The following is a 14,512-nucleotide window of genomic DNA, read 5'->3' as shown; positions in this document are numbered from 1 at the left end:
TCGCGGGCGGCGGCCGCACTCGCTCTCCCCTCTACCGAGCCAACAATTATCCTGCGAAGGGTTTACACTATTTGGCACACGATTTCCGCTCACTTGCTTCAGGTGCCCCATGCCCGAACTCGCCCCCCGCACCACGGCCCTCGTTCTCATCGATCTGCAGCGCGGCATCGTCGGCATGCCACTGGAACCGCGCAGCGGCGAGGTAGTGGTCAGCCAGTCGAAAGGATTGGCCGACCGCTTCCGCGACGCCGGCGCGCCGGTGGTTCAGGTGCGTGTCGCCTGGTCGGCGGATTTCGCTGACGCACCGCCGCGCAATGTTGACCAGCCGATCCCGCAACCGGAAGGCGGGTTGCCCGACGACTGGAGCCAGTTCGTCGACGGCCTGGTCAAGGCCGGGGATCTGGAGATCCTCAAGCGCCAGTGGGGGGCCTTCTTCGGCACCGAGCTGGACCTGCAACTGCGCCGCCGCGGTATCACCACCGTGGTCCTGGGCGGCATCGCCACCAACTTCGGCGTCGAGTCCACGGCCCGCCAGGCCTGGGAGCGCGGCTACGATGTGGTGGTGGTCGAGGACGCCTGTGCCGGCCCCTCTCGCGAGCTGCACGAGATGGCGATGACCCGGATCCTGCCGCGCCTGTCGCGGGTGGTGCAAAGCGCCGACCTGGCGCTGGCCTGATGCCAAACGAGGCCCGGCAAGCCGCGCCATTCGATCTGGCCACTCGCGGCCTCGCCGCACAGTGGCTGATCCTGGTGTTGCTTTCGGTGCTGTTCGGCGCCGCACTGGTGGGCCTTCAGGTTCCCGCCGGGCTGCTGCTGGGGCCGATGGCGGCCGCAGTGCTGGTCGCCGTGGGGCGGGCGAGCGTACGCGTGCCCCGTCGGCCGTTTCTGCTCGCCCAGGCGAGCATCGGCTGCCTGATCGCCCAGAGCATCACCCTGCCGATCCTGCACGAGATCGGCCGTCACTGGCCGACCTTCGGACTGGCGGTGGTGGCGGTAATTGCCGCCAGCAGCCTGCTCGGCTGGCTGCTGGCACGCTGGCAGGTACTGCCGGGCACTACCGCCATCTGGGGCGCGGCACCGGGCGCGGCCACCGCCATGGTATTAATGGCCGAATCCTTCGGCGCCGACGTGCGCCTGGTCGCCTTCATGCAGTATTTGCGCGTGGTGATCGTCACCCTCGTCGCCTCGCTGGTGGCCTCGTTCTTCATGCCTGAAGGCGCCGGCAATGCCTCATCCGGCCGGGCGTGGTTCGCTGCGGTGGAGCCGGCCGCCCTGGCGATGACACTGGGCATGATCGTCGTCGGCACCGTTGTCGGCCAGGTTGCGCGTCTGCCGGCCGGCCCGCTGCTGGTAACGCTGGTGGGCGCCACACTGCTGCAGGATCTCGCCGGGGTGACGCTAGAGCTTCCCTCGCCCCTGCTCGCCGTCAGCTATGCCTTCGTCGGCTGGAACATCGGGCTGCGCTTCGACCGCGCCATTCTCGCCCACGTCATCCAGTCGCTGCCCGGCGTGCTCGTCTCGATTCTCTGCCTGGTGGGGGTCTGCGGCGGTTTTGCCGCGCTGCTGGTGGTGTTCGCCGGACTCGACCCGCTCACCGCCTATCTCGCCACCAGCCCGGGCGGCGCCGACTCGGTGGCGATCATCGCCGCCTCGACCCATGTCGATGTGGCCTACGTGATGGCGATGCAGCTCGCCCGCTTCGTGCTGGTGCTGCTGTTCGGGCCGCATCTCGCGCGGCTCATCGCCGGGCAGGCGAAACGCCACCGGCCCGACACCTCCTGACGGGTTACCCCGGAACGTCGGCGGCCACGGGCCCGGCACCGCCGATCACACAGTCGCGCCCGGCCTGCTTGGCCTGATACAGATGCTGGTCGGCTGCGTTGATCAGGGCGTCGCCCGTGGTGAAATCCGGCGTCAGGGCGACGAGACCGGCACTCAGGGTGCACTGGAAGTCCCGATCGTCGCCATGGAACGCCAGCGCTTTGAAGGACTCGCGCAACTCGTCGAGTACCTGAAGCGCTTGGGTGCGATCACAGTCGTTGAGCACCAGCAGGAACTCCTCGCCCCCGTAGCGGCCGATCAGGTCGCTTTCCCGCAGCCGCCGGCGCAGCAGGTTGGCCAGCGCACGAATCACCTCGTCGCCGGCCAGGTGGCCGTGGGTGTCGTTGACCGACTTGAAATGATCGATGTCGAGCATGGCCACGCACAGGGCGGTGTTCCGTCGCCGGGCCTGGGCGAGAGCGGTCTGCAGGCGCTCCTTGATGTCGGCGTGCTTGAGCAGACCGGTCAGACCGTCGCGGGACAGCGCGGCGGCCAGTTCCCGGGAACGTCGGGCTCGCGCCGTGACGGCGGCGACCAGCGCCTCGGGCGCAATCGGCTTGGTGAGAAAGTCGTCGCCGGCCTTGGTCATCGCCTCGAGCTGCGCGCCGGCATCGAGCGCGGCCGACAGGTAGATGATCGGCACCTGCAGCCAGCGGGGATGGTAGCGCACGATCTGGGCCAGTTCGGGGCCGCTGCACTGGGGCATGTGCACGTCCAGCACCAGCACGTCGGGCGCGAACCCCTCCATGGCCTCGAGTATCCCCTCGGGGCGGCTGAGGGTCATCACCGTGAAGCCGACCTCTTCCAGCAACAGGCGATGATAGGTGTGCATCATCTCGTCGTCATCGACCAGCAGGACCCGTGCCGGCGGCAGGCGATGCCGGCGCAGGTGCGTCTCGAGCATGTCGGCCAGCCGGATCGGATCCAGCGGATGAGAGATGATCCCCACGACGCCGGCACGCACGGCCCGCAGCTGGTCCTCGAAGGCCTGGGCCCGGCTGGTGACGAACAGCGGCAGTGGCTCGTCGAACAGGTGCTGCACCGCCTCGCCGATGGCCAGGCCATCCTCGACCTCCAGGTGCAGGTCGAGAATCAGCGCATCGGGGCGCTGCTCGCGGCAGGCTCGCTCGAGCGCGTCCCCCGTGCTGAACCGGCATGTCCGGTAGTGAAAGCTCTCGAGCATGCGGCACAGTGGCTGCCCCGTGGTGGCGTCGTCGTCGAGCACGAAGATCAGCGGCTGGCGAGATTCCCGGACTTCCGGCGACCGAGCCACGACCGGCGAGTGCAGCAGGTCGTCGGCGATGGAGAGCCGCTCGGGGGTCAGCGACTTCACCAGCGCCGGCAGGGAGTCGAGTTCGCGCAGGAAGACCCCGGCGTCGCCGGAGGCACCGGTCTGCAGGATTCGCTCCAGGCGATGCTCCAGCAGCCGACAGATTTCACTGGCCTCCTGGAAGCCGAAGGTACCCGCCGAACCGGCGATGCGATGCAGCCGTTCGCGAACCGGCTCCCAGGGGGCGCCGTTCAGGATGGGATTGCCCAGCTCCTGTGCCTGAGCCGACAGGTCGGCGCACTCGCGACCGAGCCAGAGCCCATAGTCATGGCGCATGCGCTCGAGCCTGGCCCGAATATCGGCGTTAGCCATGGGAGTCATGCAACGTCCCTCCCGACCGTCCCGCACCGTGCGGCTGGCCCGCCCGGCCCGCCGCTTTCCGTGCCGCCCGTGTCATGGCGACCCTCGACTCGCTGTCCTCGACCTGCAGAACACGACGCCCCTCCGGCATGACCCACCTCTGCCCCTGATCCGACTGTTTACCCTGCCCACTTTTTCGCAGCGTGTCACTCGCCCCGCCGACCCCGGCAGGCGCTTGCCACACCCGAGCTTCCCCCTTCTACACTGAATCCCATCATGACATGGTAACGGAGGCTTCGAATGGACGAGAAACGCATCTGCGAGTGCCCTTATTGCCAGTGCGTCGTGCCCGACACGGCGCTGCCGGTCAACGGCCACTACTACTGCTGCGCAGCCTGCGCCAGCGCCCACCCCGACCGCGAGCCCTGCCAGGATGCGGACTGTGACTGCCATCAGCACGGCTGGGGCGGCATCAAGACATGAGGCTCGACGCCCTTGCGTGAAACGCTGTGGCTGGCGTTTCACGCGATCTCGACCCATCTTGACGAAAAGAGACTCATCCCGCCCACGACACAAGGAGAACCATCGACCCGCAACTCCCGACGCCCCGTGACGGGGCTCATGCCAGTGGTTGTCATCGCCGTGCCATGCTCGACTGTCAGCGTCGAGAAGGCCATCAACCAAGGAGTGCTCACGCCGATGGTACGTATCGACAAGAAGGCCACCCGCCTCTATGTACTCGACACCAACGTCCTGATCCACGATCCGGCCGCCCTGTATCACTTCGAGGAGCACGACGTGGTCATCCCCATGACCGTGCTCGAGGAACTCGACAAGCACAAGAACGGCCTGCGCGACATCGCTCGCACCGCGCGCCAGGTCAGCCGCACGCTCTCCGAACTGACCGCCAACGCCACCTTCGACGAGATCCGCGCCGGCATCCAGTTGCCCGGCACCGGCCAGACCGGCCGCCTGCGCTTTCTCTGCTACAGCGACCTCAAGCCGCTCGACCCGCTCGAGGACAGCCCCGACAACCGGTTGCTGGCCGAAACCTGCCGGCTGCGCGACGAACGCCCGGATGCGTCCGTCATCCTGGTGACCAAGGACATCAACCTGCGCGTCAAGGCGGCGGCGCTCAACGTGCCGGTGGAGGATTACCGCAACGACCGGGCGTTCAGCGACAACGACGCTATGATCGAGGGGGCCCGGGTCTACGCGCAGGCAGGGCCGGACGGTGCCGGTCTCTGGGAATCGCTCGATGTCGACGTCAGCGTCGAGCGCATCGACCAGCAGACCTGCTATGCGCTCACCGGCACGCTCCCTGCGGACTGGCATGCCGGCATGCTGGTGGCCGACAGCGACAACGGCGCCGACTTCGAAGCCATCGTGCGCGAGTACCGAACCGACGGCGCCCGCCTCGAACTGCTCACCAACTACCGCCATCACGCCGGGGTCTGGGGCGTGCACGCGCACGACAGTCGGCAGAACTTCACGCTCAACCTGCTGATGGACCCCGAGATCGACCTGGTGACCATCGCCGGCACCGCCGGCACCGGCAAGACCTACATGACCCTGGCCGCCGCCTTCGAGCAGACCTTCGACCAGAAGCGCTTCGAGCGCATCGTCTTCACCCGTGCGCCGATCCCCATGGGGGAGGATATCGGCTTCCTGCCGGGCACCGAGGAGGAGAAGATGTCGCCGTGGATGGGGGCCTTCCACGACAACATGGACAACCTGCTGCGCGACGAGCGCGACGGCACCTCGAACTGGAGCGAGGGGGCCACCCGCCAGCTGATCGGCTCACGGGTGCAGATTCGCTCGCCGACCTTCATGCGCGGACGCACGCTCAACGATACCTTCCTGATCATCGACGAGGCCCAGAACTTCACGCCCAAGCAGCTCAAGGGGCTGATCTCGCGGGCCGGACGCAATACCAAGATCGTCTGCCTGGGCAACGTCGGCCAGATCGACACTCCCTACCTCACCGCCAACACCTGCGGCATGGCAGCCGTGGTCGAACGCTTTCGCGACTGGCCGCATGCCGGGCACATCACCCTGAAAAGCGTCGAACGCTCGCGGCTGGCCATGGCGGCGGAAGACCTGCTGTAGTCCCACTCGCGACAACGCCGGCCGGGCAGCCCCTCATGCGGGGCACCGGCCGGCGTCGGCAGGGAAACGTGTCAGTGCCGTGCGTTCACGGCCTTCTCGAGCAGCGCCTCGCTCTCGCTGCCGGGCCCCTGGCGCAGGATCTCCTGCGCTTCGTGATACAGGCACACATAGGCATTGCACGAGGCACAGAACACCTTGTCGTCAGGGTTGTGGACCTCGGACACCCGCATCAGGTGGCTGCCGCATGACGGGCACCCCACCGGCAGGCGAAAATCCTCGGACAGGTCATGATCGGTCATTGGCACTCACTCCCTTGATGGTGGAAACAGGCCGTGGCCGGCCCTGTCCTCAGTCTTTGGGGCGTCGGCCCAATTATCAAGCACCCCGCCCGTCACGCACTCCGTCGACGCAGCACGACCCCGACATTATTGGCCGGCATTTCCACCACCTGCTCGAGATGCAGGCCGCTGGCGCGCGCCAGCGTCGATACCGCCGCCAGCGAGCGCAGACCCCAGCGCGGGTCACGCCGCCGCAGCTCGATATCGAAGGCCTCGTTGCTGGGCGCCGTCGGCACGCCGTCGCGCAGGAAGGGGCCGTAAAGGAACACCGGGGCGCCGGCCGGCAGGCGTGCACCGGCCTCGCCGAGCAGGGCCTCGGTCACCGACCAGGGCGCGATGTGCAGCAGGTTGATGGCCACCAGGGCGTCGAAGGCATCGACCGTCCAGGGGCGGCTTTCCACATCCAGGGCCAGCGGTTCGGCCAGGTTGTCGAGGCCACTGTCGGCTCGCCAGGCCGCGATCGAGGCCCGGGCCGACTCGCTGGGATCACTGGGTTGCCAGCGCACGCCCGGCAGCGCCGCGGCAAAATGCACGGCGTGCTCGCCCGTGCCGCTGGCCAGTTCCAGTACCGTCCGGGCACCGCCGAGCAACGGTGCCAGCGTGGCCAGAATCGGCTCGCGGTTGCGCTGGGCCGCGGGGCTCGACAGCCGCTCGTCCGAATGCCCCGTCATCGGGTCCCTGCTCTGCATCGTGATGCGCTCCTCGCTGTTGGCGGTGACGTCATGGGGTTGCCCCGCCCGGATGACACCACGCTCAAGTTTCCTCGGCAACAGGCCGATAAAACGTTAAATGTGGTCTGCCAGGCCAGGGCCCGGGCATGGCGGCGCCCTCGACATTCAGGATTCTCCACGTCAGGAACGACCCATCTTGCCATGCAGCCTCCCCGACTCCCCGACAACGAAGCACGACGCCTGCAGACTCTGCATCGCCTCGAGCTCCTCGACAGCCTTCCGGAGGCGGGGTTCGACCGCCTGACCGAACTGGCCGCACGCCTGTTCGACGTGCCCACGGCACTGATCTCGCTGGTCGACGCCCATCGCCAGTGGTTCAAGTCGGCGCACGGCATGGACTGCCGGGAAACCCCGCGAGACGTGTCCTTCTGCGGCCATGTCGTCGCCGACGATCAACCGCTGGTGGTCGAGGACACGCAACTGGACGCATGCTTCCGGGACAACCCGCTGGTGGATCGGATCGACGGCATCCGCTTCTATGCCGGCCATCCGCTGCGCCCCCTCGATGGCCACGTCGTCGGCACCCTGTGCCTGATCGACACCCGGCCGCGCCGCTTCGATGCCCGCCAGCAGGAAAGCCTGGCGCTGCTCGCCGCCCAGGCGGAAGAGCTGATCCGCCTGCACCTGGCCCACCGCAAGGCGCAAAGTCGTGAGCGTCGGCATCATCGCCAGCAGACGCTGCTGCGGGTCCTGCATCAGGGCATCACCGATTATCGCGCCCTGATGTCGGGCCGCCGCCTGTGGGACTTCCTGATGGAAGCCCTGCGCGAACTGACCGGCAGCGACTACGCACTGATCGGCGAAGTGCTGCACGAGGCCGAGGGGCCGGCCCTGAAGATCCACGCCATCACCGACCTCTCGTGGAACGCGCAATCCCGCCGGCTGATGGAACAACTGCGCTCGGGGGACATGCGCCTGACCAACCCCGGCTCGCTGCTGGGTCGCGTATTCGCCCATGGCGATACCATCATCACCGACGATCTGGCCAACCACCCCCTCCGGGGCGGCTTTCCGCCCGGACACCCGCCGATCCACAACTACCTGGGCGTGCCCATCGTCCACGACGGCCGGGTGATCGGCATGTACGCCACCGCCAACAGCGATGACGGATATTCTCCCGAGACCGTGGCATGGCTGGAGCCATTCAACGCCACCTGCGCGCTGCTGATCAATCTCTACCGCCAGTTTTCCGAGCGCGACCGCATCCAGCAGGAAATCACCCGGGCCCGCGATCAGGCGGAGCGGGCCAGCCGCGCCAAGAGCGACTTTCTCTCGGCGATGAGCCATGAGTTGCGCACCCCGCTCAACGCCATTCTCGGCTTCGCCCAGTTGCTCGCCAACGGCCGCCGCGACCCGCTCTCCGAACGCCAGCAGCGGCAGGTCGCCCAGATTCGCAGCAGCGGCGAACACCTGCTGGCCCTGATCAACGACATCCTCGATCTCTCCCGGATCGAGGCCGGCCGCATGACGCTGGCCCTCGAGGCAGTATCGGTCAGGGATATCTGCGACGCGGCGCTGGAAAGCCTGGCACCGTTGGCCCGGGAGGCCGCCGTCACCCTGCATGGCCCAGCGGAGACGGCCGATCCCTGCGTGCTCGCCGACCCGACCCGCCTCAAGCAGGTGCTGCTCAACCTGCTGTCCAATGCCATCAAGTACAACCGCCCCGAGGGCCGCGTCGTGGTCACCCTGGCCGAGCACGGCGACACCCTTCGGGTAAGTGTCGAGGACACCGGCGTCGGCATCTCCGAGGCGCGCATCGCCGAGCTGTTCCAGCCCTTCAACCGCCTCGAGGCGGAAGGCAGCACCATTGAAGGGACCGGCATCGGTCTGACACTGACCCGCCAGCTGATCGAACAGATGCACGGCCGCATCGGCGTCACCAGCGAAAAGGACGCCGGCAGCCGATTCTGGATCGAGCTTCGCCGCGCCGATGACGCACCGGCCGGCGACCCCGAGCCGCCGCCCGCCGCCCTCGAGACCCGCTTCAAGAAGGAAGCCAGCGATGCCTGACAAGGACGCCCTGCTCGCCAGCCACATCCTGGTGGTCGACGACAACCCCGCCAATCTCGCCTTGCTCGAGGACCTGCTGGACGACGAGGGCTTCACCCGGGTCGCCACGCTCGATGATCCGCGCCGGGTAGTCGACTACTGCCACGACACACCGCCCGACCTGCTGCTGCTCGACGTGCGCATGCCGCATATCGACGGCCTGACCCTGCTCGGTGATCTGCAGCAGCGCTGGAACGGTGAAGGACCGCCGGTGATCGTGCTGACCGCGCAGACCGATCGCGACACCCGCTCACGGGCGCTCGAGCTCGGCGCCCGCGACTTTCTGAACAAGCCCTTCGATCATCAGGAAGCCCTGCAGCGAATCCACAACGCCCTGCAGGCCGGCCGCCTGTATCGGGAACGCACGGACCAGAACGCCCGGCTCGAACAGCTGGTGGCCCAGCGAACCACCGAACTCGAGCGCCTGGCCTATCAGGAACCGATCACCGGCTTGCCCAACCGCAGCGCTCTGGTCAAGTGGCTGGAACGCCACCTGACGACGGGCCGCGGCACCTGCCTGCTGTTCATCGCCCTCGACGGTCTGGACGACATCGCACGCCTGCATGGCTATCCGGCATCGGATGCCCTGCTCAAGCATGCCTGCCACCTGCTGGCCAGCGAGGCCCACTCGCGTGACGTGATGGGCTGTTGGGGCGGGGCCGAGCTGCTGCTGATCTGCCACGCCCCCTCGGACGAGGACACCCTGCACATCCGGGCCAGGCGCATCCTGACCCTGTTGGCGCGCGACCACCAGATCGGCGACGCACTGATGTCGCTGACCGCCCGCATCGGTATCAGCCGCGCGGAGAAGGAGGCCGACACACCCGAGCAACTGGTCCGCCAGGCCAGCCTTGCCCTGCCGTCGCCGGGCGATACGCCGATAGGCTTCTACTCGGCCGGCCTCGAGCAGCGCCACCAGCAACGGGCCCGCATGCAGCAGCTCCTCCGCGACGCAACCTCACGGGGCGAACTGCAACTGGTCTACCAACCCAAGGTGTCGCTACGCACCGGCCGGCTGATCGGCGCCGAAGCCCTGCTGCGCTGGACCAGCGACGAACTGGGTCATGTCTCGCCGGGGGACTTCATCCCCCTGGCCGAGACCAGTGGCGAGATTCTCGCCATCGGCGACTGGGTGGTCGACGAAGCCATACGTCAGGCCCGGAAATGGCGCGGCCAGGGCCAGGTCGATGACGACTTCAGCATCGCCATCAACGTCGCCGCCCGACAGTTGATGACGTCAGGGTTCGCCAGGCGCGTACTGACACGCCTGCGCTATGCCGGCCTGCCGGCTCATGCCCTGGAGGTCGAGGTCACCGAGTCGGGACTGATGGAGGACGTCAGCCTGGCACGAGAAACGCTCAGAAAACTGGCCGATCAGGGCATCCGCATCGCCATCGACGACTTCGGTACCGGCTATTCCTCGCTGGCCTACCTCAAGACGCTGCCGGTCAACACGCTGAAGATCGACCGCGCCTTCATCAATGACATGCTTCACAGCAGCCACGACCGCAATCTGGCCAACACCGTGATCCAGCTGGCCCACAGCTTCGGCTGCGATGTGGTCGCCGAAGGCATCGAGAACCCCGAGCAGGCCCGGCTGCTGGCCTCGCTGAACTGCGAGCACGCCCAGGGCTACTGGTTCTCGGCCCCGCTGCCGGCCGAGCGTTTTCTGGAATGGAAGACACAGTACCGCGCCGAGCCCTATCGGGAGTGCTCTCGCTAGCCTCGCTCGCTCACGACGTGCCGCCACCCCCGCCCCGGCGAAGGCAGAGCAAGGCAGCCGCGCAAAAGGGCAGGACAAAAAAAGAGGCCCGCTCCCAGGAGAGCGGGCCAAGCAACAGCATAGGCTGTCGAGAGAGAACAGTCGCCCGCCTCGCCGGCGGGATGGCTCAGTGGTGAAAGCGCTCGGCGGCCTCGCGGGCCAGGGCCTTGATGCCCGCCCAGTCTTCCGCCTCGATCAGTTTCCTGGGCGTTACCCAGGAACCGCCGACACACATCACGTTGGGCAGCTTGAGATAGTCCTCGGCATTGTCCGGGGTGATGCCGCCGGTCGGGCAGAAGCGCGCCTCGGGGATCGGCCCGCCGAACGCCTTGATCGCCGGTGCGCCGCCACTGGCTTCAGCCGGGAAGAACTTGAAGCGCCGGTACCCGAACTGCCAGCCGGTCATCAGCTCGGAAATCGTTGCCACGCCCGGCAGCATGGGGACCGGGCTGCTCACGCCATAACGGTACAACGCCTCGGTCGCGCCGGGGGTCACCACGAAGTCGACCCCGACCTGCTCGGCCTGGCGATACTGGGCCGGCGTCAGCACAGTGCCGGCGCCGATGCTGGCCCCCGGCAATGCCTCGCGCATGCGCGCGATGGCCGCCAGCGCGCAGTCGGTGCGCAGCGTGATCTCGAGGACCGGCAGCCCGCCTTCAACCAGCGCACGGCCCAGCGGCACGGCATCTTCCAGTCGCTCGATGGTCAGCACCGGAATCACCTCCGCCTTCTGGCAGATGCTGTCGAGCTCGGTGGTACGGGTGGAAGGCAGCTGCTTTTCAGTGGTCATGTCATGCTCCAGCAATTCGGTTCAGGGTGCCCAGTAGACGGCCAGTGGACAGGCCAGAAAGGCACGGATGGGCAGCTCGCGGGCATCGTCGCCGGCCAGGGCCTGCGCCAGCACCGAGCGCTTGTTGTCGCCGACGATATGCAGAACATGGCGGCGAGCCCGGTGCAGATAGGCGGCGCTCAGGGTGATGCGCGGCTGGGCAACGCTCGGCGCGCGCACGGCCACGACCGCCTCATCGGTGGTCAGTGCCAGCCCCAGCTCGCCGCTGTCGGGAAACAGCGAGGCGGTATGGCCGTCACCGCCCATGCCCAGAATCACCGCACTGGCCGGCCAGGGCAGCGCGGTGATGCGCTCGGCCACGGTGGCCGCGCCCTGCTCGGGCGTGGCCGCGTCGCTGGTCAGCGAATGGAAGGTCGCCGCTGCCGCCGGGCCGACGAGCAGGTGCTCGCGAACCAGGCGGGCGTTGCTGTCGGCGTCATCCTCGGCGACCCAGCGTTCGTCGGCCAGGGTCACGTCGATGCGCTCCCAGGGCAGCGCCATGGCCGCCAGGCATTCGAAGAACGCCACCGGCGTGGAGCCGCCGGACACCACCAGCAGCGCCCGGGGCTGCTGTTCCAGGTCGGCGCTCAACGCCCCGGCCACCGCCTCGGCCAGTTGGGCGGCAAGCCGCTCCCGCGGAGAAATCTCGGTCGTCATGGAGTCACGCCTCGCTCAATAGTCCTCGTACCAGCTACGGCCGTCCTGGGTGATCATGGCGATCGACGCCACCGGCCCCCAGGACCCCGCCGGATAGCGCCGCGGCGGCATGTCGCGGGCCTTCCATCCCTCGATCAGCTGGTCGCACCAGCGCCAGGCGTACTCCACCTCGTCGCGGCGCACGAACAGGTACTGCTGGCCCTTCATCACCTCGAGCAGCAGCCGCTCGTAGGCATCCGGAATCCGCGACTTGGGGAAGGCGCTGTTGAAGTCCAGGTGCAGCGGCCCCGGGCGCAGGCGCATGCCCTTGTCGAGCCCGCCGTCCTTGGTCAGCACCTGCAGGGCGATGCCCTCTTCCGGCTGCAGGCGGATGATCAGCTTGTTGGCGGCCAGGTCGCGCTGGTCGGGATCGAAGATGTAGTGCGGCTGCTGGCGGAAGTGGATGACGATCTGCGAGAGCTTCTCGGGCATCCGCTTGCCGGTGCGCAGATAGAATGGCACCCCGGCCCAGCGCCAGTTGGAGACCTCGGTCTTCATGGCGACGAAGGTCTCGGTGCGGCTCTCGGTGTTGGCGCCTTCTTCTTCCAGATAGCCCGGCACGCTCTCGCCGTTGATCGACCCGGCGATGTACTGCCCGCGTACCACGTCGCGACCGATGGTCTCCTGGGTGAAGGGCTTGAGGGCCTTGAGCACCTTGACCTTCTCGTCACGGATGGCATCGGCATCCAGATTCGACGGCGGGTCCATGGCGATCAGGCAGAGCAGCTGGAGCAGGTGGTTCTGCACCATGTCGCGCAGCTGACCGGCCTTGTCGAAGTAGCCCCAGCGCCCCTCGATGCCCACCTGCTCGGCCACGGTGATCTCGACGTGCGAGATCTGGTTCTGATTCCACTGGTTGCCGAACAGCGGGTTGGCGAAGCGCAGGGCGATCAGGTTCTGGACGGTTTCCTTGCCCAGGTAATGATCGATGCGATAGATGCGCGACTCGGGGAAGGCCTCGCCGATCGCGTCGTTGATCTGCCGCGAGGATTCCAGGTCGTAGCCGATGGGCTTTTCCACCACCACGCGCGTCTGCTCGTCCAGGCTGCCGCTGGCGCTCAGGTTGCGGCAGATATCGCCGTAGATGCTCGCCGGCACGGCCAGATAGACGGTCATCGGCCGCTCGACGTCCTGGCGCCACCGGGCGATGGCGTCGTAACCCTCGACGGTGGCGAAATCGAGCTGGAGGTAGTCGAGGCGCGCGATGAAGCGCTCCAGACAGGTCTTTTCCAGCAGCGCCGTCTTGACGTGCTTCTTCAGCGCCTGCTGGACGCGCTGGCGGAAGGCCTCGGCGTCGATGTCCTGGCGCGCCAGGCCGAGGATGCGCGTCGACGCGCCCAGCAGGCCGTCGCGATCGAGATGGTAAAGCGCCGTGTAGAGCTTGCGCAGGGCCAGGTCACCGAGGGCGCCGAACAGCGCCAGATCGATGTCGGGCGTGGTGTCTTGGGTCATGCCTCGAACCCCTTCAATCTGGTAATCTTACGTATAAAATATGCCATTGATGCGTTTCACGGCAAGATTTATCGGTAATTTTACTACCAAAGATGCAATCCTGACGTGGCCCGCACTTGGCGTCATCCCGAGCGTCACGCTAGGATGTGGCTACCAATGTAGTTAAATCACTACATATTGCATCAGGAGCCGTTACACGCATGGCCAGCCATGACCTTCTCGAGCGCATTCGCGCCCGCCTCGACGAGCTCAATCGCTCGGAACGCAAGGTGGCCGACGTCATCCTCCAGGATCCGGCGACTGCCACCGGGCTGAGCATCGCCACCCTGGCGCAGGCGGCCTCGGTCAGCGAACCCACCGTCAACCGCTTCTGTCGCAACTTCGACGCCAAGGGCTACCCGGACTTCAAGATCAAGCTGGCACAAAGTCTGGCCGGCGGCACGCCGTATGTCAGCCGCAGCGTCGAACGCGAGGACGATGCCGCGCGCTACGGCGACAAGATCTTCGGCGCCACCATCGCCGCCCTCGACGACGCCCGCCGCGCGCTCGACGCCAAGCGCGTGGAGCGCGCCGTCGACTACCTGATCCAGGCCAAGCAGATCAGCTTCTTCGGCCTGGGCGCCTCGGGACCGGTCGCCCAGGATGCCCAGCACAAGTTCTTCCGCTTCAACCTGCCGGTGATGGTCTACGAGGACGTGCTCATGCAGCGCATGGTCGCTGCCGCCAGCCACACCGGCGACGCCATCGTCATCATCTCCTATACCGGCCGCACCCGCGAACTGGTGGAGATCGCCCGGCTCGCCCGCAGCAACGGCGCCGTGGTGCTGGGCATCACCGCGCCCGACTCACCGCTGGCCCGGGAATGCACCGAGACGCTCGAGGTGGTCACCCCCGAGGACACCGACGTCTACATGCCGATGACCTCACGCATGATCCACCTGGCGCTGATCGATGTCCTCGCCACCGGCGTGACACTGCGCCGCGGCGAAGACTTCCAGACCCATCTCAAGAAGATCAAGGACAGCCTGCAGGCCACCCGCTTTCCCGCCCCGGACGTCGAATCCTAGCCGGGCGGGCTCGCCGGGCTTGCCCCCT

General features: G+C 67.2%; 13 protein-coding genes. 7 read left to right on the top strand and 6 right to left on the bottom strand.

Annotation, left to right across the window (positions count from 1 at the left end):
* Positions 1 to 109 precede the first annotated feature (109 nt).
* Positions 110 to 676: a hydrolase gene (locus tag ACTCB7_RS15415; protein WP_463007388.1), complete on the top strand. Its 567-nt coding sequence runs from the start codon at positions 110 to 112 to the stop codon at positions 674 to 676.
* Complete coding sequence (locus ACTCB7_RS15410; RefSeq protein WP_463007387.1) at positions 676 to 1,782, top strand: AbrB family transcriptional regulator; 1,107 nt, start codon at positions 676 to 678, stop codon at positions 1,780 to 1,782. The genes ACTCB7_RS15415 and ACTCB7_RS15410 overlap by 1 nt, the downstream gene beginning before the upstream one ends.
* A gap of 4 nt (positions 1,783 to 1,786) precedes the next feature.
* Here the strand turns inward: ACTCB7_RS15410 and ACTCB7_RS15405 are convergent, their stop codons facing one another.
* Positions 1,787 to 3,472, bottom strand: a complete 1,686-nt coding sequence (locus ACTCB7_RS15405; RefSeq protein ID WP_463007386.1) for a diguanylate cyclase — start codon at positions 3,470 to 3,472, stop codon at positions 1,787 to 1,789.
* A gap of 279 nt (positions 3,473 to 3,751) precedes the next feature.
* Here ACTCB7_RS15405 and ACTCB7_RS15400 point away from each other — a divergent pair, with 279 nt between their 5' ends.
* Complete coding sequence (locus ACTCB7_RS15400; protein ID WP_463007385.1) at positions 3,752 to 3,934, top strand: hypothetical protein; 183 nt, start codon at positions 3,752 to 3,754, stop codon at positions 3,932 to 3,934.
* A 216-nt stretch (positions 3,935 to 4,150) separates the two neighbouring features.
* A complete protein-coding gene (locus ACTCB7_RS15395) occupies positions 4,151 to 5,560 on the top strand; it encodes a PhoH family protein (protein ID WP_463007384.1) in 1,410 nt (469 codons plus the stop codon).
* Positions 5,561 to 5,631: 71 nt separating this feature from the next.
* Here ACTCB7_RS15395 and ACTCB7_RS15390 read toward each other — a convergent pair whose 3' ends face one another.
* Complete coding sequence (locus tag ACTCB7_RS15390; RefSeq protein WP_463007383.1) at positions 5,632 to 5,859, bottom strand: hypothetical protein; 228 nt, start codon at positions 5,857 to 5,859, stop codon at positions 5,632 to 5,634.
* 92 nt (positions 5,860 to 5,951) lie between these two features.
* Positions 5,952 to 6,587: a DUF938 domain-containing protein gene (locus tag ACTCB7_RS15385; RefSeq protein WP_463007382.1), complete on the bottom strand. Its 636-nt coding sequence runs from the start codon at positions 6,585 to 6,587 to the stop codon at positions 5,952 to 5,954.
* Between the two features lie 183 nt (positions 6,588 to 6,770).
* Here ACTCB7_RS15385 and ACTCB7_RS15380 point away from each other — a divergent pair, with 183 nt between their 5' ends.
* Positions 6,771 to 8,639 (top strand): GAF domain-containing protein, encoded by a 1,869-nt coding sequence (locus ACTCB7_RS15380; RefSeq protein WP_463007381.1) that lies wholly within the window; start codon positions 6,771 to 6,773, stop codon positions 8,637 to 8,639.
* A complete protein-coding gene (locus ACTCB7_RS15375; protein ID WP_463007380.1) occupies positions 8,632 to 10,401 on the top strand; it encodes a putative bifunctional diguanylate cyclase/phosphodiesterase in 1,770 nt (589 codons plus the stop codon). The genes ACTCB7_RS15380 and ACTCB7_RS15375 overlap by 8 nt, the downstream gene beginning before the upstream one ends.
* A gap of 166 nt (positions 10,402 to 10,567) precedes the next feature.
* Here the strand turns inward: ACTCB7_RS15375 and ACTCB7_RS15370 are convergent, their stop codons facing one another.
* From ACTCB7_RS15370 to zwf, 3 genes are read right to left on the bottom strand one after another with little or no spacing between them, the layout of a single operon-like run.
* Positions 10,568 to 11,230: a bifunctional 4-hydroxy-2-oxoglutarate aldolase/2-dehydro-3-deoxy-phosphogluconate aldolase gene (locus tag ACTCB7_RS15370; RefSeq protein ID WP_463007379.1), complete on the bottom strand. Its 663-nt coding sequence runs from the start codon at positions 11,228 to 11,230 to the stop codon at positions 10,568 to 10,570.
* A gap of 21 nt (positions 11,231 to 11,251) precedes the next feature.
* A complete protein-coding gene (gene pgl, locus ACTCB7_RS15365) occupies positions 11,252 to 11,926 on the bottom strand; it encodes a 6-phosphogluconolactonase (RefSeq protein WP_463007378.1) in 675 nt (224 codons plus the stop codon).
* A gap of 15 nt (positions 11,927 to 11,941) precedes the next feature.
* The gene (gene zwf / locus ACTCB7_RS15360) at positions 11,942 to 13,417 is read right to left on the bottom strand and encodes a glucose-6-phosphate dehydrogenase (protein WP_463007377.1); all 1,476 of its coding nucleotides are present in this window, start codon (positions 13,415 to 13,417) and stop codon (positions 11,942 to 11,944) included.
* Positions 13,418 to 13,617: 200 nt separating this feature from the next.
* Between zwf and ACTCB7_RS15355 the strand changes: the two genes are divergently transcribed.
* The gene (locus tag ACTCB7_RS15355) at positions 13,618 to 14,484 is read left to right on the top strand and encodes a MurR/RpiR family transcriptional regulator (RefSeq protein ID WP_463007376.1); all 867 of its coding nucleotides are present in this window, start codon (positions 13,618 to 13,620) and stop codon (positions 14,482 to 14,484) included.
* Positions 14,485 to 14,512 lie beyond the last annotated feature (28 nt).

The organism is Modicisalibacter sp. (genome assembly GCF_055145905.1).
This window is presented reverse-complemented; position numbering and strand designations above follow the sequence as displayed.

Excerpts from the sequence above, each read along its gene's own strand:
- zwf (WP_463007377.1), bottom strand. The coding sequence starts at position 13,417 with ATGACCCAAGACACCACGCCCGACATCGATCTGGCGCTGTTCGGCGCC.
- ACTCB7_RS15405 (WP_463007386.1), bottom strand. The coding sequence starts at position 3,472 with ATGACTCCCATGGCTAACGCCGATATTCGGGCCAGGCTCGAGCGCATG.
- ACTCB7_RS15415 (WP_463007388.1), top strand. The coding sequence starts at position 110 with ATGCCCGAACTCGCCCCCCGCACCACGGCCCTCGTTCTCATCGATCTG.
- ACTCB7_RS15385 (WP_463007382.1), bottom strand. The coding sequence starts at position 6,587 with ATGCAGAGCAGGGACCCGATGACGGGGCATTCGGACGAGCGGCTGTCG.
- ACTCB7_RS15380 (WP_463007381.1), top strand. The coding sequence starts at position 6,771 with ATGCAGCCTCCCCGACTCCCCGACAACGAAGCACGACGCCTGCAGACT.
- ACTCB7_RS15410 (WP_463007387.1), top strand. The coding sequence starts at position 676 with ATGCCAAACGAGGCCCGGCAAGCCGCGCCATTCGATCTGGCCACTCGC.
- pgl (WP_463007378.1), bottom strand. The coding sequence starts at position 11,926 with ATGACGACCGAGATTTCTCCGCGGGAGCGGCTTGCCGCCCAACTGGCC.
- ACTCB7_RS15375 (WP_463007380.1), top strand. The coding sequence starts at position 8,632 with ATGCCTGACAAGGACGCCCTGCTCGCCAGCCACATCCTGGTGGTCGAC.
- ACTCB7_RS15390 (WP_463007383.1), bottom strand. The coding sequence starts at position 5,859 with ATGACCGATCATGACCTGTCCGAGGATTTTCGCCTGCCGGTGGGGTGC.
- ACTCB7_RS15400 (WP_463007385.1), top strand. The coding sequence starts at position 3,752 with ATGGACGAGAAACGCATCTGCGAGTGCCCTTATTGCCAGTGCGTCGTG.
- ACTCB7_RS15395 (WP_463007384.1), top strand. The coding sequence starts at position 4,151 with ATGGTACGTATCGACAAGAAGGCCACCCGCCTCTATGTACTCGACACC.
- ACTCB7_RS15355 (WP_463007376.1), top strand. The coding sequence starts at position 13,618 with ATGGCCAGCCATGACCTTCTCGAGCGCATTCGCGCCCGCCTCGACGAG.
- ACTCB7_RS15370 (WP_463007379.1), bottom strand. The coding sequence starts at position 11,230 with ATGACCACTGAAAAGCAGCTGCCTTCCACCCGTACCACCGAGCTCGAC.